17 protein-coding genes are annotated in these 21,403 nt (G+C 44.0%); 7 read left to right on the top strand and 10 right to left on the bottom strand.

Going from position 1 to position 21,403, the window contains the following annotated elements; translation table 11 throughout:
* Positions 1-79 precede the first annotated feature (79 nt).
* The gene (locus tag OL444_RS24555; protein WP_264729189.1) at positions 80-619 is read left to right on the top strand and encodes a hypothetical protein; all 540 of its coding nucleotides are present in this window, start codon (positions 80-82) and stop codon (positions 617-619) included.
* Positions 620-711: 92 nt separating this feature from the next.
* On the opposite strand, the gene OL444_RS24550 is transcribed toward OL444_RS24555, so the two are convergent.
* Both OL444_RS24550 and OL444_RS24545 read right to left on the bottom strand, forming a co-directional pair.
* Complete coding sequence (locus OL444_RS24550; protein ID WP_264729190.1) at positions 712-4,455, bottom strand: AAA family ATPase; 3,744 nt, start codon at positions 4,453-4,455, stop codon at positions 712-714.
* 4 nt (positions 4,456-4,459) lie between these two features.
* The gene (locus OL444_RS24545) at positions 4,460-5,701 is read right to left on the bottom strand and encodes an exonuclease SbcCD subunit D (RefSeq protein ID WP_264729191.1); all 1,242 of its coding nucleotides are present in this window, start codon (positions 5,699-5,701) and stop codon (positions 4,460-4,462) included.
* A gap of 475 nt (positions 5,702-6,176) precedes the next feature.
* On the opposite strand from OL444_RS24545, the gene OL444_RS24540 reads away from it, so the two are divergent.
* Positions 6,177-7,043, top strand: coding sequence for an alpha/beta fold hydrolase (locus OL444_RS24540; protein ID WP_264729192.1), 867 nt, complete (start codon positions 6,177-6,179; stop codon positions 7,041-7,043).
* A gap of 56 nt (positions 7,044-7,099) precedes the next feature.
* Here the strand turns inward: OL444_RS24540 and OL444_RS24535 are convergent, their stop codons facing one another.
* The 4 genes from OL444_RS24535 to OL444_RS24520 all read right to left on the bottom strand — a co-directional run bounded on the left by OL444_RS24535 (position 7,100) and on the right by OL444_RS24520 (position 10,028).
* Positions 7,100-7,696, bottom strand: coding sequence for a DUF4304 domain-containing protein (locus OL444_RS24535; protein WP_264729193.1), 597 nt, complete (start codon positions 7,694-7,696; stop codon positions 7,100-7,102).
* A 92-nt stretch (positions 7,697-7,788) separates the two neighbouring features.
* Complete coding sequence (locus OL444_RS24530) at positions 7,789-8,022, bottom strand: hypothetical protein (protein ID WP_264729194.1); 234 nt, start codon at positions 8,020-8,022, stop codon at positions 7,789-7,791.
* Positions 8,023-8,277: 255 nt separating this feature from the next.
* Positions 8,278-8,979, bottom strand: a complete 702-nt coding sequence (locus tag OL444_RS24525) for a LytR/AlgR family response regulator transcription factor (RefSeq protein ID WP_264729195.1) — start codon at positions 8,977-8,979, stop codon at positions 8,278-8,280.
* Positions 8,976-10,028 carry a sensor histidine kinase gene (locus OL444_RS24520; protein WP_264729196.1) on the bottom strand — a complete coding sequence of 351 codons (1,053 nt, stop codon included), beginning with the start codon at positions 10,026-10,028 and terminating at the stop codon, positions 8,976-8,978. Before OL444_RS24520 ends, OL444_RS24525 begins: the two co-directional genes overlap by 4 nt.
* A gap of 554 nt (positions 10,029-10,582) precedes the next feature.
* On the opposite strand from OL444_RS24520, the gene OL444_RS24515 reads away from it, so the two are divergent.
* Together OL444_RS24515 and OL444_RS24510 are read left to right on the top strand one after the other, a co-directional pair.
* Positions 10,583-11,788, top strand: coding sequence for a cytochrome P450 (locus OL444_RS24515; RefSeq protein ID WP_264729197.1), 1,206 nt, complete (start codon positions 10,583-10,585; stop codon positions 11,786-11,788).
* Between the two features lie 22 nt (positions 11,789-11,810).
* Positions 11,811-13,016 (top strand): cytochrome P450, encoded by a 1,206-nt coding sequence (locus OL444_RS24510; RefSeq protein WP_264729198.1) that lies wholly within the window; start codon positions 11,811-11,813, stop codon positions 13,014-13,016.
* Between the two features lie 129 nt (positions 13,017-13,145).
* Here the strand turns inward: OL444_RS24510 and OL444_RS24505 are convergent, their stop codons facing one another.
* Positions 13,146-13,580 (bottom strand): hypothetical protein, encoded by a 435-nt coding sequence (locus tag OL444_RS24505; protein ID WP_264729199.1) that lies wholly within the window; start codon positions 13,578-13,580, stop codon positions 13,146-13,148.
* Between the two features lie 11 nt (positions 13,581-13,591).
* Entirely contained in the window at positions 13,592-15,679 is a 2,088-nt protein-coding gene (locus tag OL444_RS24500; RefSeq protein WP_264729200.1) for a TonB-dependent receptor, read from the bottom strand.
* A gap of 300 nt (positions 15,680-15,979) precedes the next feature.
* On the opposite strand from OL444_RS24500, the gene OL444_RS24495 reads away from it, so the two are divergent.
* Both OL444_RS24495 and OL444_RS24490 read left to right on the top strand, forming a co-directional pair.
* Positions 15,980-16,969 (top strand): helix-turn-helix transcriptional regulator, encoded by a 990-nt coding sequence (locus OL444_RS24495; RefSeq protein ID WP_264729201.1) that lies wholly within the window; start codon positions 15,980-15,982, stop codon positions 16,967-16,969.
* A gap of 348 nt (positions 16,970-17,317) precedes the next feature.
* A complete protein-coding gene (locus OL444_RS24490) occupies positions 17,318-18,136 on the top strand; it encodes a hypothetical protein (protein WP_264729202.1) in 819 nt (272 codons plus the stop codon).
* A 37-nt stretch (positions 18,137-18,173) separates the two neighbouring features.
* Here the strand turns inward: OL444_RS24490 and OL444_RS24485 are convergent, their stop codons facing one another.
* Together OL444_RS24485 and OL444_RS24480 are read right to left on the bottom strand one after the other, a co-directional pair.
* The gene (locus tag OL444_RS24485) at positions 18,174-18,845 is read right to left on the bottom strand and encodes a GNAT family N-acetyltransferase (RefSeq protein ID WP_264729203.1); all 672 of its coding nucleotides are present in this window, start codon (positions 18,843-18,845) and stop codon (positions 18,174-18,176) included.
* Positions 18,846-19,123: 278 nt separating this feature from the next.
* Positions 19,124-20,224, bottom strand: coding sequence for a T9SS type A sorting domain-containing protein (locus tag OL444_RS24480; RefSeq protein ID WP_264729204.1), 1,101 nt, complete (start codon positions 20,222-20,224; stop codon positions 19,124-19,126).
* A 651-nt stretch (positions 20,225-20,875) separates the two neighbouring features.
* Here OL444_RS24480 and OL444_RS24475 point away from each other — a divergent pair.
* On the top strand, positions 20,876-21,403 hold the full coding sequence (locus tag OL444_RS24475; RefSeq protein ID WP_264729205.1) for a hypothetical protein: 528 nt from the start codon (positions 20,876-20,878) through the stop codon (positions 21,401-21,403).

Raw genomic sequence — 21,403 nt, 5'->3', positions numbered from 1 at the left:
TAAATCATTAGGGTAGAAAGATATATTGCTATACGGTTAAGGGAAATGGATTAACAAGTATATAACGCACTGGTAAAGTATGGATGATACCCCCTTCCCCGACGATGGCCGGCCTATCTCTCTTCTGCCAAAAAGATATTATCTTGTAGTAAATACCACTATGGAATTACCCGTTATTCAATATAGAAGACATCGCGTGGCTTTCACCGTAGTTGCAGTAACGGGACTGGGGGTAGCGGTGTGGGCGTATGCCGCGGATACAAAGGAGGACGGCCTTTCGTTCTGGAGCTGGGTGTTTTTAATCTTAGGCCTGATCATCGCTGTGATTTGCGGCTGGAGAGCGATCAACCGTTCCGTGATACTGGAACTCAATCATACAGGCATTCAATACAAAAAACGGCTTTTTACCTGGGATAAAGTACTGAGTTACGCGATCCGTGTAGTGAAAACAGATACCAGCGATTTCCATTACTTGTTATTGCGTCTGAACGGGAATGAAGACTATCTGGAGATACAGCTGGACTGGCTGGATAACTATGAGACGTTGTCGGAGTATATGGCCGCTTATGCGGATGTTTATAAGGTTACCTTTGACGGGTTGATACAGGAAGAAAGATAAAGATCTACATCCCTGTTTTAAAGCAGTACACCATTATTGAGGGCTAAAGTCAATAATGGTGTACGTAATTTATTCCATTGTGTTTAGGTCATTTAATCCATACAAAAGTCTACTACCTGCACTTTACTCTTTCCACTGGCATGTTTACTGACTTTCACCTGTACGGGGATACGTTCTGTCATTTCCTGCACGTGGGAAATAACGCCCACTTTGCGTCCCTGGTTCTGCAGCCGTTCCAGCGTATCCATCGCCATGGCCAGCGTGGCCGCGTCCAATGAACCAAAGCCTTCATCAATAAATAAGGATTCTACCTGCATACGGCTGGAAGAGAGGGAAGCCAGGCCCAATGCCAATGCCAGCGATACCAAAAAAGATTCTCCGCCGGAGAGGGAGTAAACGGTGCGTATTTCATTACCCATATCCTGGTCCAGTACCTGTAAGCCCAGGGTATCGGGAATACGCTGCAGTACGTATCGTTTATTTAGATTTTCGAGGTGCATATTCGCATAGCGCAGTAATACATCCAGGGTATATTCCTGGGCCACCTGCCGAAACTTTTTACCGTCGGAAGAACCCAGAATGTCGTTCAGCGCTGCCCAGTTTTCTGTAATCAGGCCTTGCTTTTCAATGGAAGTCAGCAAATGACCAATTTTCTCCTTATTGTTTTTATCCTCCTGTAAACGAAACACGATCTGATGATTTTCCTTGTCATCTGCTTTTAGCTGCTCCCTGGCTGCTGTCAGTAAGGTGGTCAGTTCTTCCGGCTGGCGGTCTGATAAACGTAGTGCTATATGTTTATTCAATCCCGTTTCGCGTTCGGAGCGTACGGATTGTGCCTGGGTAACGGCATTCGCTATTTGCTGCAGGAAGGTCCGTTCCGCGTCTATCCATTCCGGTGTATGTGATAACAGTTGTAATAATTCACTATGCGTCAGCGTTGGCGTATGCTGTGTATTGTACTGTAGCAGCCATTGCTCTATTTTTTCAGTAAACTCTTTTATCTCCACCTGGTGGGTAGCTATATCTTTATCTCCTTCTTCTTTCCGTGTAGTGATGCGGGTGATATCCGTTTGTAGTTTTTGCTGCGTTTCCTGATATGCTGTTGCTGTTTGCCTCGCTGTCTCTATTGCTTGTTTCAGGGATGTTTCCACAGTTGATACGGTTGCTCCGCCGAAGATGTTCTTTCTGCGCGAAAGAAGGCCCTCGTGATCTTTAGTCAATGCAGCCTGGTCGTTTTTTTTCTTTTCCACTTCCGTCGCACTCAGTTGCAGTTGCGCCTGTATTGCTTGCTCCGTTGCGGATAATATACCCTGTTGCCGGGTATTTTCATCCAGCTTATCATGCTGCGACTTCCACTGTGCGGCAAAATCACTGATACGTTGTGTAAACGAGGTGGGATCCGCCTGCCATTGCTCCTGCCAGTTGCTGGCTGTGAAGTAAGTGGATATGGCGGCCGTGATAGCGGTCAGATTATTGCTGGCAACTTCCTGTTCATGTGTGTAGCCAGCTTCCTGCTCTTGTAAAGACAGGAGTGTTCTCGCGGCATCTTTGATGGTATTGGTAATATCGGTAAGTGCTTTGTCTGCCTGTTCCACCTGCTCTTTTTGCAGCTCCACTTTTTGTTTTAAGGTAGCATGATCCTGTACCTGTTGCTGCAGCTGTCGATGTAATGTTCTTTGTTGCTCCAGTTGTTGCTGCAGCCAACTACTTTTTTGATCTTCCGGTATGCTGGTGGCTTCCTGATAGATAGTAAAAGTTTTCCAGGTTTGCTGTAACCCTTTTAAGGCAGCTTCTTTTTTCTGCAGGTCGGTTTCCTGGTTGCGGATGCTTGCTGTCAGTTGTTTACAGGTGGTATCCAGGGTGGTATGTGCTGTGAAGTATTTGTTGAAAGTTGTTTCATCCTCCAGATATATTGCTTCCAGTTCTTCGAGCACACGGTCCAGTTGCGGATTGTGTGTAACGTACGGATGTTCTTTGCTACCACAAACGGGGCAAGGCTCTTCGGGTTGTAGTTGTGCCCGCAGGCTTTCTACATTTTCTGCCGCTGCCAGCCGGGCTTTTTCCACTATGCGGGCGGAGGTGTCCCGCTTGGTTTTAGCCGTCTTTAGCAGGTCCATTGTTTGTATCAGCTCTTGTTGCTGACTACCCAGGAGCGTGGCATCCTTATTCAGGGTAGCTATGGCCGCATGATATGCTTTTGAGTCATGCTCGAGCAGTTGCCAATGAGCTGCTGCCCGGATGATATCTTCTATCACTGTATCGGTCTTTGACTTGTCTTGTTCCAAAGTCGCGATGGGAATCGCTGCCAGTGTGCTGGCATTGGCCTGGTGTGTTTCCTTTGCCGTCTCCAAAGCCTGCTGCTTCGATGCTGATTCCAGGGCCAGTTTGGCCTGCTCTTGTTTGTTGGCAGCTATCTTTTCCTGTACGGTTTTGATTTGTGCCGCAACTGTCTGTAAGTTTCCCAGCAAGGTAGCTGCATCTGATAGCTTGGAAGTAATCAGGAGGTGATTGTCGGCAACAGGTTGCCGGGCGGCATGCTGTTCTTTCCATTTGATTAACTGCGCTATATTTTCACTTACTTTCCCAGCTGTTTCCTGATTGGCCTGTAGTTTCTTTTCCTGCTCCTGGTGGGCTGTAGTGAGGGTGGCTACTGTTGCTTTGGCTTGTTGTACCTGTGCTGCTCTTTCCTTTACTTGTACATCCAGTGCCTTAGCTTCGTCCAATTGGGGCTGTGCGGCGTCCAGCGCGCCGGTAGCGGATTCCAGTGTACTTTGGGCTGTCTCTACCTGACTGGTCAGCTCTTTTTCCTGCGTTTGCAAGGTGAGTAGCGTCTGCTCCAGTTTTGTCAGGAGATCTGTTTTGCTTTGTAATTGTTGTTGGGCAGTATGTTGTGCATCTACCCATTTTCTGGCCGGTTGTACCTGGTCAGTTTGTTTTAGTTGCTGTTCCCGGGGAGCGGCTTCATTTTTAGCCGTAATGGCGTCCCTATGTACTTGCTGCGCCGCTTCCAGGCTGGATTGCAGTGCCGTGCTGGTTGCATGCCAGGCAATTTCGTTATTCAGTATCTCCAGCTGCTTTTCCTGCAGCGGAATACTTTCATCCAGTGCTGCTTTTTGCGCCGTTAAAGCGTCCAGTTCTTCGGTGGTCAGCGTAGGGATATCTTTTCGCTTTTCTTCCAGTGTTTTTAATACTTGTGCTGCTTCCCTGTGTTTTTCAAAGATCCGCCGGGAGATGTCCGAATAGATGCCGGTACCTGTCAGCTTTTCCAGCAGGGATGATTTTTCATCTTTGCCTGCTTTCAGGAAGGCCGTAAAATCGCCCTGCGCCAGTAACGCTGCGCGGGTGAACTGTTCAAAACTCAGTCCGACCAGTCGCTCTATTTCGAGTAGCAGTTCTGTTTTCTTCCCGGGAACATCGGTATCGGTACTGATATTTTTCAGGGCCATATTGAATGGCTGTAAACTGCCTGCTACTTTGCCGTGTGCCCTTTTTACCCTCCAGGTAGCCCGGTAATGCTGATTGTCTACGCCTATAAAATCTACTTCCGCATAACCTTCTGCGGTACCATCGCGCAATATCCCCCGGGTATCACCCTGACTGATCGTGCTGCCTTGTACATCGTGTACTTCAATACCACTTTCCCTGGCCTGGTTATACCGGGGTGTTTTGCCGTATAAGGCGAGACAAAGGGCGTCCAGGATAGTAGATTTGCCGGCACCCGTTGGCCCCGTAATGGCAAATATACCGGCGGAACTAAGGGGCTCCCGGGTGAAATCGATCTCTGTCACATTATCCAGGGAAGCCAGATTATTAATACGTATGCTGAGTATCTTCATGTTGTTATAAAGTTTGTGTCACCTCCTGGGTTACCTGGTGAAATAGTTGCAATAACTTTTCTGGTACCGCCGTGTTGTACCTCGACTGATATACTTTTGAAAAAACATCCAAGGGTTGCAGGTTACTCAATTCATCTGCCGCAACAATGGAGGTCTGATCGCCGTTGGTGGAGCTGCTATGGTACCGCACATCAATCCTGGCCAGGCGAACATGCTTTCCCGCCAGTGCAGATTCTATCTTAAACCGGCGGGCAGGTTCGGGGCCCTCTTCCAATACCCGTACTTCCAGGTAAGGTGCTAATCCGGAATTTTCATCCGCAGCGGGTAATTGCGCCAGGGCGGCCAGTACGGCTGATAAAGGGCTGTGTACCGCAGGAACCTGTTGTAAGGCTACGGTTACCGGTATTTCAATAGCCGTCGATTGACTGATCGTCGTACCATTCAGTTCAAAAACAATCACCTGGTGTTTATAATTGATTTCTGAAAATGACATGGGGAGCGGACTACCACTATACCGGATATGCTCCTGGCCACCTATACGCTGGGCCTTGTGTATATGTCCCAGTGCCACATAGCTGATGCCGGCAGGAAAAGCGCTGGCAGCAATGGACTCCACGCCTCCCATGATTTGTCTTTCCACCTTATCCATATCCGACGTGATGGCTTTTTGGGTATGCAGGTGTCCCATCGCAATAATGCCCTGTTCGTTTGTTTTCCGCTGGCATGCATAGTCGTATGCAGCCGTATACAGGGCTTCAATGCCTTCCGCATAAGGGTTTTCGGCATCTGCAATGACAGGGTAATCACCTATCCGCAGGAAGGGAATCGCCAGGCACCAGGCTTGTATGTGATGGTCTTTATCTTTTAACGGAATAACTAACTTTTCATAATCAATATTACCCGCTGCATCTTTCTCTACTATCCCAACGATATGTATATTGGAGGATTCCAGCAATGGTTTAGGTGATTCCAGCCTGGAGGCCGAATCATGGTTGCCGGCGGTAATGATAATCTGCAGGGCAGGATTGGCTTTCGCCGCTTTATTCAGGAAGCTGTAAAACATCCTGATAGCCGCTGCTGACGGATTAGACAAGTCAAATACATCGCCACTGACCAGTAATACGTCTACCTGCTCTTCCTGTAAGGTAGTGACCAGCCAATCCAGGAATTGCTGGTGCTCATAGGTACGGTCGTATTCATAAAACAGCTGACCAATATGCCAATCTGCTGTGTGTAATATTTTCATGGTATATATTTTAAATATCTCGTATTGCCGGTATCGTTACGCTATTTTCCGCTTTATATGCATCCGCAGTGAGGCGGGATCAGCGTATCGCATCATTGAATGTAGTAATTTCCTGAAAGAAATGAGCCTTTGGATATGACAATCATCCTGTTGGTGGGCAGGATAGATGGTGTGTGTATGAAGCTGGTGGCGCTTTTACGGTCGTTGCATCTTGTCGGTTCAGATCATCTTTTACTTTCAAAAAGGTATAATGCGTGTCTTTCAGACAATATGAGTGCATTTATGATAGAAATGATGACAAAGTGTAGAAGTAATTTTGGATATGGGGGAAGATATTAAAGGAGGAGAGGAGGGATATATCAGGAAGAGCTGTATTACTTAGGTATGAACAGTAATGCTTTAGACTTAATCAGGTAAATAAAATGCCGGCAACAAAGTTTTGTCGTACATTAACTATTGAGAAAAAAACACGAAAATGAATGACTCCAAAGCATATACCACCGGTAGCGTTACATCAAAGGATGGAACAAGCATTGGTTATAGACAAACCGGGTCCGGGCCGGGAGTTATTCTGGTCCATGGTGGGATGATGACCGCTAAAAATTTCCTGAAACTTGCCGGCTTCTTATCCAGTGAATTCACTGTTTATATTCCGGACAGGCGGGGACGCGGTTTAAGCGGTCCGTTTGGCCCGAACTATGGCATTGGATCGGAAAGTGAGGATTTGCAGGCATTAATCCATCAGACAGCAACGGATAAGATATTTGGGCTTAGTTCGGGGGCTATTGGCGTACTGCAAACGGCCATCATAGAACCAGGGCTTAAAAAAGTAGTACTCTACGAACCTCCGATCCCGGTTAGTGGAACTGACCCTGCGGCCTGGAGCAGTCGCTATGAATCAGCCCTCTCGCGTGGAAACTTTGGAAAAGCCATGTTCACGGCTATAAAAGGTACCGATGACCCTTCTCTGTTTACGGCCTTGCCGGCCTTTCTTGTTGCCCCATTGCTAAATATGGGTATAAACGCAGATGCAAAGAAACAAGCGGGCGATGACGTGCCCTTGAAATCCTTAATACCAACCGTACATTACGATCTTATATTGGTACGTGAATCATCCGGAATGATAGATCGGTGTAAAGACATTAAAGCGGAGATACTACTGATGGGTGGGACCAGGAGCCAACGTTACCTTAAACTTGCGCTTGATGCATTGAGTGCCACTTTGCCGCAAGCAAAGCGGGTAGTATTGCAGGGGCTGGGACATATAGCCGCCGATAATGATGGCAATCCGGAAAGAATTGCAAAGGAGTTAAAAGTCTTTTTTCAATCCGGTAATAGGTAAGGTTAGGTTTTAACTAACAGCATCCATTTGTCCGATTAAATAGTATCTGATATATATTAGCGGTTTCCATATCGAATATCTAATTCTTTTAAATAATATCTTGCGATAGGGTCGACAGCGGCGATATTTTCCAGTTCCTTGATATAATCAATTAATAAAGGATGATGCTCATGCTTTAGTAAGATGACTAAATTTACCATCCTCTGAAAATCTGTTAAACCTTTACTTTCTCCCCTGATCCAATGCGCTATTAAAGCATGATCACTCATGTGCTTTTTTATTTCAGGTATTCCTTTTTGTACCAGGATTTCGATTATTTCTCTGGAAAGAGCCAGCAAATCAGTAGTGGCATCTATTTCCCACCAAAAATCTTTATTGACGGGCATGAGAAAACCAATTCTTTCGGTCCAATGGCAGCGTACTATTCCTGGCATTTTAGTAAGATCTTTATCTTCAAACTTTCTTAAAACGGTGGATGACACTGCCAGATTAATGGTGAATAATATCTCTTCTTGGTTATCAGTACTGTTCTGGAAATTTATTAATCCCCAGTTGTTGTCCTGGGAAAAATAAAATGTTTTGCCCTGTTTTTTCCAATTGTTGGATTTTAAGCAATTTCCGATTGCTGATAGCAGGAATTTAAATCTATCCATAGTTGAAAAGTTGCTATGTTATGATATGCTCCCTGTTTTTACTGGAAAGGTAAGACAGGTGTTTTAATAAAGTATTTTAGAAGTTGTTTCTATTATTGAGAATAAAATAACACATCCTCATAGCAAAACCATAATTGACCATTTATAGTGTTGAAATATATTGTTACAATATTTTTATCTTCTTTACTATTCAGCCAAATCTTTACTTGTCCATCAGCAACCTTAACGTCTGAAATTTCAATATTGAATTTTGACTGAAAAAATTTAATGGCTATGCTTGCGAATGTATTTTCTTCCGGGATTTGAAAATATCTTTCGTTATTCATTTTTTCATATTTGCAATAATTGATGACAATGAAATGCCGTAATCTATCAAATTGGATATTCGATAGAAAATCAGATGGATGAATAGCGTATAAGTGTTTATGATGTCTATCTTAACTCATGTGCAGATTTGTGCTAGTGTTAATTTAATTGACTGATAATTGTTGAAAGATCGTGCTTAATGCTCCTTGTTTGAATAGATAATATTCCTTTAAAAAAGTATGATGATCATAAGGAGTGTTATGGGAGCAATTAGTTTAAGTCACTATTTTATTTTCAATGGATTTTATGAAATCTTCTTTGTACGTATTTCCGATGGGTAGTTTTTCTATAGGGCCATAAAGCGTGATTAAATTACCACATATAGATGATATTTTATCTGTATTGATAATGTAAGATTTGTGAACCCTCTTAAAGTTTTTTGGAAGCGCCTTTTCAAGTTGATATAATCCTATTTGAACCAGTTTTTTTTCCTTGGCGTTATGTATAGATACATAATTTGGGCATGCTTCAATATAGTAAACATCAGATAAAACTATCTTCTCCAGGCTTCCCTTTGCACCAGATCGTACAAAAATGACATCATTTTTAGTTTGATGATTGTCTTTAGTTCTTTCTATTAGTTTATTGATGGAGATTAAAAATCTTTCCAGGGTTATGGGTTTTAAAAGATAATCTATAACATCAAATTCAAAACCCTGATGTGCATATTCAGCATAAGCTGTTGTTAGTATTACTTTATACTTATTGCCTAATATTTTTAATAATTCGATTCCATTAATTTCCGGCATACGGATATCTAAAAAAATAAGATCTACGCTGTTCTCTTTTAGGAAATCTATTGCAGATAGTGCTGAATTTGTGGACCCTATTAGTTTTAGTGCTGATGTTTTTTGAATATGATGCGTCAGGATTTCAATTCCGGAAATTTCATCGTCTATAATCAGACAGTTAATCATTGTAGGCTTATTTTTAAATTTACTAAGAATGTGTTAGTATCTTCCTTTATAGATAATGTATGTCGTGTCTGATATGATAGCTGTAGTCTTTTTCGTATGTTTTCCAAACCAATACCGGTTGATGTATTTCCTGTATCTAATTGTTTTACGTTCTTGCAGAAAAAGTTGAATGTTCCATTGTTATAGCAAATCTCAAGTACCACTGGAGATTTGTTCGTGACGTCTCCATGTTTGAAAACATTCTCTATAAATGTTAACATTACATGTGGTATTATTTTTATGTCAGTAAAACAACCTTCCTCCTTAAATGCGAAATTTAGGTTTTGAAATCTAAGTGCATTTATTTCTATTATCCTTTTTATTTGCATGATCTCTTCCGTGATTAAAACCAACCCGGCTTCATCCTCATTTCTTTGGAGACTATATCTCATAATTTCAGATAGTTTTTCAATACCAGTGGTTAACTCATTTGGCCCGGAAAGAGATTTTGCATAAAAGAAATTGAGAATGTTATAGAAGAAGTGAGGATTAATTTGTGATTTGAGCATCTCATACTCGGCTATTATTTTTTCTTTTTCTAATCTGAGTATGTCTTTTTCTCTGCTAGATTGCTCTCTTTCATAATGAATCTTTATGGTGGCAAACCAATAGCCAAAAGCGATTAATGTGTATTGGGATACCCACCAGGTATTCATCAAAAATGATTGTAAAAAGGTATAGGGAATTTCTCTTGGGTATCCAAAAAGAGGTAGCACATAGGTGTAAAATACCTGTTTAAACAGGCTGGATATAAAAAAGAGCGCTATTAATAGCACGATATATTTTATATAGTTACTTTTATTTAAATAGCGTGGCATAGCAAACAACGCATTGTAATAAAATATGAAAGCAGCAATGAGGTATTTTCCAATTGTATCCAACATTAGTGGCTTATATTCTTCTGGTTGATATGAATAATTAATGAGATGATACAACAGGGCGTATGAGATCCACATGATAAGATGAAGAAGGACGTTTCTTAACCATTTGATGGACTTTTTTTTATACATTGACTTCCCGATTTTAGCGTTTTTTCAGGTTTTAAAAGATAGGATATACAATCTGGTATGCTATAATCCGATGAGGGGCCTTTTCATGGTATTAATTAGAGTCATTCAGATATACTTTGAAAATAGAGATATTTGTTGGAATGTATAAAAAAAATACGTGAACAGCCTTTTGGGACACCTGAACTCCGGTTTAAGAAGGGTGAAACGGGTATTCATATGTTTGTGCTTATTTTTAATGTGTTTATTGGTCCATTTCAGTAAAACACGTTATATAAGCAGTATTAGCGCAAAACCTTAAAGCTATTGCAGGATGTTTTGGGAAATAGCATCAGATACCCACTAACTACCTCATGAATTCGCTTGGTGTAAGCCCTCCGGGTACCGCGTCCTCCCAGTCGGTTATCTGTCAGGTTTTACTGTTAATCCACCTCACTTTTTATTACTATATTTATAGTACTCAGCCTGGAAAAATAACACTCAAAGTAACCAGTATTATAGCTACTCTCTCTCAGCACAATAATGGCTCATTAAGTAACCAATTGTAAATCCATTTTATGCATAGTATTAACTTCTTCTCTGAGGATTATCAGGAGAATCCGTATTACTACTATCAGCAAATGCATGAACGTTATCCGCTCTTCTATCATGAACCTACGGATAGTTACGTCATCAGTTTATTTGAGGATGTAGAACGGGCATTTAAAGATCCCATTTTTACCAGTCAGAACTATTCCTGGCAGATGGAACCTATACATGGTGTTACCATGATACAGATGGATGGACGGGAACATGCAAAAAACCGTAATGTAGTGGTGCCTTCCTTCCGAGGCAAAGAACTGCTGGAGCAAACCTTTCCGATGATACAACAAAGCGCCGCATCGCTCATTGCCGCTTTTAACGGACGGGATGTAATAGAGCTCCGGAAAGAATTTACCAATATTTTTCCCATTAAAGTGATTGTGGATATACTCGGCTTACCGGGCGAAGATTTGCACCTTTTCCATAGATGGTATACCCTTACTTCCCGGCAATTCGAGAACATCGCTAATTCTCCGGAGATCCTGCATACCGCCATGGCTGCCATGGAGGAATACCGGCAATATATGAGTCAGGTGATTGATGAACGCAAGGAGCATCCGGGTACAGATTTATTATCTGTTTTATGCACCGCTTCGATAGATGGTGTAGAGATGCCTAAAGACAGGATCATGGGCTTCTGTTCTGCATTGCTGCAAGCAGGTGGCGAAACAACAGATAAGGCGCTGGCCAGTATGTTCCGCAATTTGTTGTTAAACCCGGATCAATTGGCCCTGCTGCGGCAAGACAAAACCTTATTGGATCGCGCGATTACAGAATCCCTGCGCTATTCCCCGCCTGCACATATGATCTACCGGGTAACCAGTGAAAAAGTGCAGGTGACCGGCGGCGAAATTCCGGCGAATGCCACGGTGGTCTGTATGTTAGCTGCCGCCAACCGCGACGCTTCCAAATTTGAAAAGCCGGATGAATTTAATATCCTTCGAAAGGAAATCGATCCTAAAACCGCTTACTCCGGCGCCACCGGTATCAGTTCCTTTGGTTTTGGCCGCCACTTCTGTGTAGGTGCCCAGTTAGCTAAAATGGAAATGCAGGTAGCCGTGGAAGCCCTGCTGGATCATATGGCCGAATTTGAATTTGCAGATAATAAAGTACCCAGAGAAATAGGCATATTCACCCGCTATCCCGAAAGCATGTCCATCCGGTATAAGGTGAAAATTTAAGTAACCATTGTAAACCCATTTTATGCATAATATTAACTTCTTCTCTGAAGATTATCAGGAAAATCCTTATTACTATTATCAGCAAATGCATGCACACTATCCGCTTTTTTATCATGAACCTACGGATAGTTATGTTATCAGTTTATTTGAGGATGTAGAACGGGCATTTAAAGATCCCATTTTTACCAGTCAAAACTATTCCTGGCAGGTGGAGCCTTTGCATGGCGTAGTGATGATACAGATGGAAGGACGGGAACACGCCAAAACCCGCAATGTCGTGGTGCCTTCCTTCCGTGGCAAAGAGCTGATGGAGCAAACCCTCCCGTTGATAAAACAAAACGCGGCGGCACTCATCGCAGCTTTTAACGGACGGGATGTAGTGGACCTGCGGAATGAATTTACCAATGTTTTTCCCATTAAAGTGATTGTGGATATGCTGGGCTTACCTGGCGAAGACTTGCACCTTTTCCATAGATGGTATAGCTGTTTTGCCCGGCATTTCGAGAATATCGCCAATATTCAGGAAATCCTGGATATTGCCTTGGCTGCCAGGGATGAATTCCGGCTATATATGAGCAAAGTGATTGATGAGCGCATGGAGCAACCAGGCACTGATTTACTATCCGTTGTATGCACCTCCGCTATAGATGGGGTAGAAATGACTAAAGACAGGATCATGGGATTCTGTGCTTCCTTACTGCAAGCCGGTGGAGAAACAACGGATAAAGCGCTGGCCAATATGTTCCGCAATTTGCTGTTAAACCCCGATCAGCTGGCCCTGCTGCGGCAAGACAAATCCCTGCTGGATCGCGCGATTACAGAATCGCTGCGTTACTCCCCGCCTGCACATATGATTTACCGGGTGACCAGTGAGAAAGTAAAGGTGACCGGCGGCGAAATCCCGGCGAATGCCACGGTGGTCTGCATGTTGGGAGCTGCCAACCGCGATGCTTCCAAATTTGAAAATCCGGATGAATTTAATATTCTCCGAAAAGAGATTGATCCCAAAACCGCTTACTCCGGTGCATCCGGTATCAGTTCCTTTGGTTTTGGCCGTCACTTCTGTGTAGGCGCCCAGTTAGCTAAAATGGAAATGCAGGTAGCCGTGGAAGCCCTGCTGGACCATATGGCCGAATTTGAATTTGCAGATAATAAAGTACCCAGAGAGATAGGCATATTCACCCGGTATCCGGAAAATATGTCGATCCGGTATAAGGCCCGGCAGTAACAAAACTGGCTGGCGATAAGATGATAACCTAATGATCGACGCCATGTCTGCAGACACGGCGTCGATCATTAATAATGCTGTCTGCCGGAGGCGGTGAGGTAGGCAGCAGGCTTCCTCCGGCGTATTTTTCTATGCTGCTGCAGACTGTCCACTGTTCCCTTTGTGCCATTTCCAGGCGGCCGTAAAGTTGACAATACTCAATACCAACATCAGCGATAACATCACGATGGGAGCATAATTAGGCTGGTCAGGAATCAGTTTCTTACATTCTTCATACACCACATATATACTCAGTAATACCAGCAAACTGCTCATCACTACATTGAGCAGGCTTACCCAACGCTGCCCGCAGCTGACGATGAGGATAATCAATAGTATAGGCAGGGCGAAGAAAAGCACAGTATTGAGGGCGGTGCCGGCAACGGTAGCTCCCTCCGGATTTTCAACGGCAATGCTCTTTCCCAAAAATAAAGGCAGGAATTCAGTAATGATATTAATCGTGATACCGATCATATAAGTGATCCACAGGATCAAGGATTTTAAACGGTCATTGATAACAGCCATGATATTGTTTTTTAAAAGTTAACCCGGGTGGTGAGGCCAAATGTCCGGGGATTACCCAGTAACACAAAGCTGCCATTCTGACTATAGCCAAAAGAGAGGTAATGCTGCTGGAAGGCGTTCCTGATCCAGGCACTTACTTCAAATCCGGAGAAAGCACATCCCAGTTTAAAGTTGACCAGGTTGTAAGGTGATTGCCGGATGGTATTTTTCAGGTCAAAATAGATGGTGCCTATATTTTGCCATTCGGCCATCGCCATCAGCTGAGCGGCATTTTTCTTTTCAGATACCCGTTTGGTATATTGTACAGCCAGCATAGACGTATAGTCCGGTGACAGAAACACATGATTGTCTTTGTATTCCTTCATACCGGCTCCATCGGGCAGCGGCAGATTTTTATAACGGGCATGGTTATATCCGAAGTTATAATTTACCTGCAGGCCTTTGGCTGCCAGCCACGTCATTTCGGCTTCTACGCCATAGTTATTGGCTTTGCCGGTATTCAGGGTCACCTGCTGGTTACCGGTGCCGGGTATAAGCGCCAGCGTTTGCATGTCGAACCAGTGGATGTAGAACAAGGCTACGTTGATCCGTAACTTGTTGTCCAACGTGGTGGTTTTTACGCCCAGTTCATAGTTGTCACTTTTTTCTGCATCGTAATTGATATAGGCAGGATTGGTGGTTTGCTCATTGAAACCGCCGGCCCGGAAGCCCCGGCTATAGGCAACATAGGCCTTTACCCCGGTGGCAGCCTGCCAGGAGATATTTAGTTTGGGCGACAACGATTCAAAGGTGGCTTTACGGGTGCTGTCTTTCGCCATCACCTGATCGGGTATACCTTCCTTGCGGAATAACTGGTTGTTGGAGAATTTTTTCCATTCTACATCATAACGCAGGCCGCCAGTTACTTCAATGTGGGGCGTCAGCTGATAGCTGGCCTGTGCAAAAGCTGAACCTATGTTGAAATCGCTGCGGGAATTGAGTATGAGGGTATAGGGAGCGTTGGGATCGAAGCTACGCGCATCTTTACCGATACCATATTGATATTGTGTCGGGCTTTTCTCCGAAACGTACAGCAGTCCGGTCATCCACTTCCATTTACTGTCTGGCTGAGCGTTATTGCTTAACCTGAATTCCTGCGAGAGGTTATCCCGGTAGTTGTTATCCGGCAACTTCAGGTATTGGAAGGTAGTGAGGTCGTAAGGGGTATAGTCGCCATCCATCAGGCCCGTGGCAATGAAACGGCCGCGCTGGAAGGAGGTAATGCTTTTGAAGGAAAGCTGGCTGCCCGTGTAGCTGATTTTCAGAGAAGGTTGTACGCTGCTCTGATGTACCCAGGTATTTACGTTCTGATTGGTGGTATAGGGGCGGGAGAAAGCCAGACTATCATTGGCGGCATAGGGATAGGCGCCTTTGTTCTTGTTCATATAGCTGTTGAAGTTGAGATAGATATCCCATGCAGCTGATGGCTTGTATTGCAGGGCACCGGAAACGCCATAGCCGGTGTAGTGATCGAAGGTCTGGCCATCATGATCATTGGTAATATATCCGTTTCTGTCGTTATAGAAAGCCGATAGCTTGAAGAACAGTTTATCCTTTTTTATCGGCCCGTTAATACCGGCGCTGTAACGTTGGGTACCATAGTTGCCTACACTTACTTCCGCATACCCATTGATATGATTGGCCGGCATTTTCGTATACAGGTTGATAACACCCCCGATCGCATTTCGGCCGTAAATAGTACCCTGTGGCCCGCGCAGGATTTCGATTTTGTCTACATCGTTGATAACGGAAAATGCATTCTGCATGCTGGTCTGAGGAATATCATCCACAAACATGGCCACGCCCATGGTAGAACTGTTGGCGCCTACCCCCCGGATCGTCATATAAGGTCTTTCGTCACCGATATTGGAGAAAAAGAGGTTGGGAGAGAGGGCGGTAATGTCTTTTACGGACCATAAGCGGTAGTCCTGTATTTGCCGCGCGTTCAACGCGGTAACTGCCATCGGGATCTTTTGGAGATTGATCTCCTTTTTTTCTGCTACTACAATCACTTCTTCCAGTTGCCGTCTGGCTGATGGAAGCGCGTCCTGTGCAGCCACACTGGTTATATTATAACATAAGACAGATAGGCATAAAAAGAATCCTTTCATTACAAAAATTAGTTAAGAGGTATAATAAAATTTGTGCAAAATTGCGGAAAGGAAGCAGGGGAATGGGAACGCCAAACGGATTAAAAGGAACGCCAGCCGGATAAATCCAGCTATATTACACGCAGCTGACAGGCCGGTAACCGGTTGCGGAATCGGGAAATATGCTGCTCCAATCGGGAAATATCCCGTACCGGTATTGGTAAATCGTAGAGAAATGAGCAACTTGAGGCAACATCGTCACATGTTGTCATGAAACAGCAAATCTATACCAGCGATTTAAAGGATCTTATACTACAAAATACTTATCCCCTGAACTATTGCAGCGAAGAAGGGATCACCGAGCGGGAAATTTTAATCAGACAACCTTTTGGAGAGTCATTGTTGCGGGAAATCTTTTTTGAAGATGTATTTATCAGCTATGGTAATATGCAGCTGCAGCGAACCACCCTCCTGCATACGGAGATTGATTTTGAAACCGTTACCCTGCACTTTAGCCTCGATGGGGGCTCTCTTAGCCGGTTTGCAGGACAACAGACGCCTTTTACGTCGTTTGACAGCAACGTGCATAATATCATTTATACACCTTACTATCAGGGGCAGCTGGAGCTGGAGCAACATAGTAATATCAGTATGCTGGAGATAAATATGAGTCCGGCTTTTTTCAGAAGAATCGCACCGGCCGGTTTTTATCTCTTTAACGATTTTCATGCAGCTATTCACCATAAGCGCCCTGCTGTATTACGTAAGCAGAACCTGCCCATTACCCCTCAGATGCTATGGACCATTAAACAGCTTATGGGGTGTAACCGGAAAGGATTGCTGAAAAGACTCTTCCTGGAAGCGCGTATCATAGACCTGTTTATGATGCAGGTAGAACAATTTGAGTTGTATGGAGATACAGCCGTGACCACTACGCTCAGTAAAAAAGACCTGCCGAAGATACATTATGCCCGGCACCTGCTGCTGGAGCATCTGCAACAGCCCCTGTCTATTATGGAGCTGGCGCGTAGTGCCGGTATCAATGATTTTAAACTGAAAAAAGGATTCAAGGAAGTATTTGGTACAACTGTATTTGGCTTCGTTCATGAAACCAGGATGCAACATGCCAAAGAAAAACTGCTGGACGGAGAAATGAATATCAGTGAAGTAGCCGACTATACCGGCTATAAAAACAGGACACATTTTACCACTGCTTTCAAAAAGCATTTTGGCTTTTTACCAAGTGAGCTGCGGAAATAAAGTGATGAAAATAATCCCCCAAAGTTGGCGGTGTTGATCCGGACTTTGGAATTGTTATTGGAACGATCGATGGCCGGTCGTAACTGTAGTCCCTTTGCAGAAGGGAAGGTTATATTTATCATCATATAATTGTATCGTGTATTTTTGAACCGGTTAATCATGCTGTATTATTGAGTATAAAAACATCCCCTGAAAGAGAAAACCTTAATCCGTAGTGTATCGTCATTAATAAATGATCTGATTATTTCATATTCATTGATTTATGTACCAGGAGTGCTGTAGTTATCATCATTATATTTTCTGAGTGGATAATAAAAAATAACAGACCTTTGTTGTAAATAACAACAGATGAAAAAGTTCATCTTCCCCAATGGCGTGCATGTAATGAAATGCTTCCCCTTATTATTACTGTTATGCTACAGCAGTATTACCTCCGGACAATCTATTAACGCAATTGAAAATGACCTGCTGCAAACCCTGCAACGTCTGCAGCAGTGGGGATACCCTCATACAGAGGAGCAGAAAGGGGATTCTTTGACTATCCTCAATACACTTTTTGAGAAAAAACTACTGCATTATGCCGCCAAAAATCCTGCTACCTTGTCCGCAGCCTTTAAGCGCCTGCGTGAGCAACATCTGGATATCGTGACGTCAAAAGATCAACAATTGCGGGTATATAGCTGGGACGACGAATCAGGAGGTACGATGCGTTTTTTCAGGAATGTCTATCAGTATAAATCGAACGGTAAATTGTTTGCAGTGAGCCTGCGGAAGAAAGATAAACCATTGGATGCCGGTGCGGCATGTATAGGACTTCATAGGATCGTGCATAAGGAAAAGACATACTATTTAGGCGTTTATCAGTCTATTTATTCGGGCATGGTTAACTATGCACGTATTCAAGCTTTTGAGATAACAAATGACCGGCTGAATGAGCATGTAAAACTGATAAAAACAAAAACAGGATTGAAAAATAAACTGGGTTTTTCCTATAATTTCTTTTCCGTAGTGGAGAGAAAGGAGCGCCCGATCATATTGATCAATGTGGATACTGCTGCACAGACGATCAGTATTCCCGTAGTAAGCCCAGATGGTGTGGTAACGGATAAGCAGATCCGGTATCAGCTGAAGGAGGATTATTTTGAGCGGATAGTGAAGGGGAAATGAGGCCTATTTGATCTTACCAGGATTGAATATGTACCGCCTACCCAAGACTATTTCCACTTTCCTCCCTCCCCGGAATCACCACCGACGTATACAAGGAATACACCTCCCAACCCAGCGTTTCATACAGCGCTTTACCTGCTTCCGTAGCTACCAGTACGCCCGTTGTGATACCCCTGGAAAGCGCCAGGTTTTCAAGGGCCAGCAGCACAATAGTCGCCAGTCCTTTGCGACGATGTTCCGGAACCGTTTCTATGCGATCATACACCACAATGTCGTCCACGAAAACGAGTCGGCCCGTAGCGGCAGTATCGCCTTCGATAGTCAGGATTTTTACGATAAATGCCGGCGCCTCCTCTTTCATGGCTAGTAAATACCCATCTGGTAAGCCAATGTTTTTGGCTGACATAGGTAAGGAACAAGTCATCAGGAAGCCGGGTGGTTGTATCACCCATTGGGATGGCATACGACTGCTGATAACCTCCGGAGCGGCGCATACTTTCAGGAAAACCCACGGCTCAGTAATGGTATGGGCCAGGTGGATAAATTCATCTACGAAACGAGGGAAGACATAACGTGTCTTTTGTTGTGGCCATCCCACATCGACGCGGAACGCAGCACCATTTTTAACAGGTAAGGGTGAATGACGGGATAAAGACCAGCCGGTAAGCCACTTTTCAACAAGGCGTTGGTCGTGAATATTTGATTGCATAGAAAGCTAGGTATTTGAAATAAACGGAATTGATAAGTTATCAGGTGCCGGCATAACGTTTACAAAGTAATAAAAAATTGTCTTACCAAACCTGTCCGTCGTGATCCTGTTTCAGGTTGTTCAGGCACTTTAAAATAAACAATATTTTATAGGTATGCGATGAAAATAACGGTGGTCATATGGGACTAACTTTTGCTAGCGGCGCATTCCCTGCATCATTTATGTAAAAAGGACCGTCCACGGGGACAGTCCTTTTTTATGCATATCAGTGAGCGAAATTATCGGTTTATTACAATCTTGGTAGCCAGACGACGGTGATCGGTGGTATATACCTGTAGCAGGTAAGTACCTTCCGGTATACTGGTTGGCAACTGGATGGTGTTGGAACGCAATGGCTGACGGAACAGCGTCTTGCCTTGCAGATCTATTAAGGTGATAATGCCGCCACTCAGGTTCTTTTCACCATTGATCTGCAGCAGACCCGTAGTTGGATTCGGGAATACCTGTAACGTCTGTTTGCCGGCGATATCTTCTGTGGAAAGACTACTTGCATTAGGCGCTGCCGGACGATGCTGGGCAACGATTACGGTAGCAAATCCAAGCGGACTTGGACATCCGTCTCTCAGTGCCAGGGCTGCATAGGTAGTGCTGGAATCCGGGGTAGCTACATAGGAGTTGCCGAGTGCGATCGCATTAACGCCGGTTCTGCTGGAATACCAGAAAATACTGGTACCTGTTATTGGTGAAACAGAGAGCGTCACGCTTTCACCCCGGTAAATACCACTGGCTGCTGGTGTAATAACCGGTGTAGGAGGAGGCGTGATCGTCCGTTTGCTGGCATAGTACAACCGGAAATTCTGTAAGAGTCCCAATAGCCCGCTGTTCAATGTCAGCTTCACCCGGTCAAATGCTACGCCTGGTTTCAGGTGTATTTCCGCACGGGTATTGTTGTTGAGCAGCCGCACAATGTCTGCTGATAATACCCGCAGATCATTATTAGGCGTGTTTCCATTCCAGGTCTGTACGGTTACACCACCAAAGAGGCTGACAGACAAAAGGGCATTACCACTGCCGATGCCCACAAACAGGGAATCACAGCTGCCAGTGCTGGCAGATGGAAAAATAAGTGTCTGCTCCACACTCACACCGGGTAGTCCCAGGCTGATGTTGAAGGTAGAGTAATCATTTTCGTTGGAACCAACTGCATTATTGGGGTCAGCAACACCACATATAAGACAAAGGCCATTTACCTGATTTGCCTGGCTGCTGGCATATATTTTTTGAGCGCTGGCCTTGCCGGAAGAGAAAAGTAAAAGAGATGACGTTACCAACAGGCATAGTAAACCCGCTACCGTCAACGGATAAGTAGAAATTTTCATAAAAGATGATTTTTTGGGATGTTAATCAATGCCGAATCTGATCATGTCGGGGGAGGTACAACACTATTGTAACTAGGTAGTCATGGAATATTGGCGCTTTGGTATCGGCTTGCTGGCATGATATCGCTGTCGGTCTGGTGCCACCCTTAACATGGATTACGATCAAAGTTAAGGGGGATGCCGTGTAAAAGATATGCAGTGTAATTAAATTATAAAAATCATTTTCCTTTGGAAAGAGAAGAATAATTTTGTTGTATGATATTGTAAAAATGATTTAAATAAATGTTAGGTATCCGTATTACTGATTGTTTTTTGTTGAATGGTGGCTGCTGTTTTTTTGCAGTAAGTTGCATGATTGGATCACTGCCGCATGAACTGTTTTTGTAGTAGTATAGCTTGTTATGACGAAAAGCTATTTTCAACAAAGAAATCAGGTGCCCGGTTTAAACCAAACAGTGTCGGACCATCTTAATACCTGATTACGTAGATGGGTATACGGATGTTGGGTGACCAGGAAATGTACTGGTATACACGCAGGATTATTGCGGTGATTTGCAGAAAATGTGCTACATTTCCATTACGTAGCAGGCTTTGGCATTGGTATACATCAGCAAATCGTTCCCCAATTCTTCACCCCCCTAATGCTGTTTTATGAAACACACACTTTTAGTCATGATTGGCTTCGCATGGTTGCTGGCCGGATATAGCTGTAAAAAAGGCGACCAGGGTGATCCCGGCCCGGCCGGAACCGCCAATGTAACTTATTCCGAATGGTTTACCCCCACTCCGTACACGAGAGATACTGTGTTTGGTACCTGGGGATTTTATTACAACAAAGCAGCGCCGCAAATCACCCAGCAGGTATTGGATAACGGAACAGTACTTACTTTTGGGAAGTTATTAGGTTATGTTTCCGATATCTGGCCAAGAACACAGGTGTCGCAGTTGCCCATCAGTATTACTTATAAGTTTGGTGCTAATCCTACGCTGGACGTCTGGTCTGCCCTGCTGTCACCAGGTAACCTGCGTATTCGGCTAACAAATGACCGGAATGCTTATAGTAGCGTTAACAGTATACACCAGTTCCGCTACATTATTATCCCTGGAGGTACATCCATGGCAAGACAGGCAAATTTGTCCTATCACGAGATCTGTAAGCAGTATAATATTCCGGAATAG

Origin of the sequence: Chitinophaga nivalis (assembly GCF_025989125.1) — a bacterium.
Taxonomy (GTDB): domain Bacteria; phylum Bacteroidota; class Bacteroidia; order Chitinophagales; family Chitinophagaceae; genus Chitinophaga; species Chitinophaga nivalis.
This window is presented reverse-complemented; position numbering and strand designations above follow the sequence as displayed.

Bases quoted from the DNA above. Each gene is read 5' to 3' on its own strand.
- OL444_RS24555 (WP_264729189.1), top strand. From the start codon at position 80: ATGGATGATACCCCCTTCCCCGACGATGGCCGGCCTATCTCTCTTCTG.
- OL444_RS24550 (WP_264729190.1), bottom strand. From the start codon at position 4,455: ATGAAGATACTCAGCATACGTATTAATAATCTGGCTTCCCTGGATAAT.
- OL444_RS24545 (WP_264729191.1), bottom strand. From the start codon at position 5,701: ATGAAAATATTACACACAGCAGATTGGCATATTGGTCAGCTGTTTTAT.
- OL444_RS24540 (WP_264729192.1), top strand. From the start codon at position 6,177: ATGAATGACTCCAAAGCATATACCACCGGTAGCGTTACATCAAAGGAT.
- OL444_RS24535 (WP_264729193.1), bottom strand. From the start codon at position 7,696: ATGGATAGATTTAAATTCCTGCTATCAGCAATCGGAAATTGCTTAAAA.
- OL444_RS24530 (WP_264729194.1), bottom strand. From the start codon at position 8,022: ATGAATAACGAAAGATATTTTCAAATCCCGGAAGAAAATACATTCGCA.
- OL444_RS24525 (WP_264729195.1), bottom strand. From the start codon at position 8,979: ATGATTAACTGTCTGATTATAGACGATGAAATTTCCGGAATTGAAATC.
- OL444_RS24520 (WP_264729196.1), bottom strand. From the start codon at position 10,028: ATGTATAAAAAAAAGTCCATCAAATGGTTAAGAAACGTCCTTCTTCAT.
- OL444_RS24515 (WP_264729197.1), top strand. From the start codon at position 10,583: ATGCATAGTATTAACTTCTTCTCTGAGGATTATCAGGAGAATCCGTAT.
- OL444_RS24510 (WP_264729198.1), top strand. From the start codon at position 11,811: ATGCATAATATTAACTTCTTCTCTGAAGATTATCAGGAAAATCCTTAT.
- OL444_RS24505 (WP_264729199.1), bottom strand. From the start codon at position 13,580: ATGGCTGTTATCAATGACCGTTTAAAATCCTTGATCCTGTGGATCACT.
- OL444_RS24495 (WP_264729201.1), top strand. From the start codon at position 15,980: ATGAAACAGCAAATCTATACCAGCGATTTAAAGGATCTTATACTACAA.
- OL444_RS24490 (WP_264729202.1), top strand. From the start codon at position 17,318: ATGAAAAAGTTCATCTTCCCCAATGGCGTGCATGTAATGAAATGCTTC.
- OL444_RS24485 (WP_264729203.1), bottom strand. From the start codon at position 18,845: ATGCAATCAAATATTCACGACCAACGCCTTGTTGAAAAGTGGCTTACC.
- OL444_RS24480 (WP_264729204.1), bottom strand. From the start codon at position 20,224: ATGAAAATTTCTACTTATCCGTTGACGGTAGCGGGTTTACTATGCCTG.
- OL444_RS24475 (WP_264729205.1), top strand. From the start codon at position 20,876: ATGAAACACACACTTTTAGTCATGATTGGCTTCGCATGGTTGCTGGCC.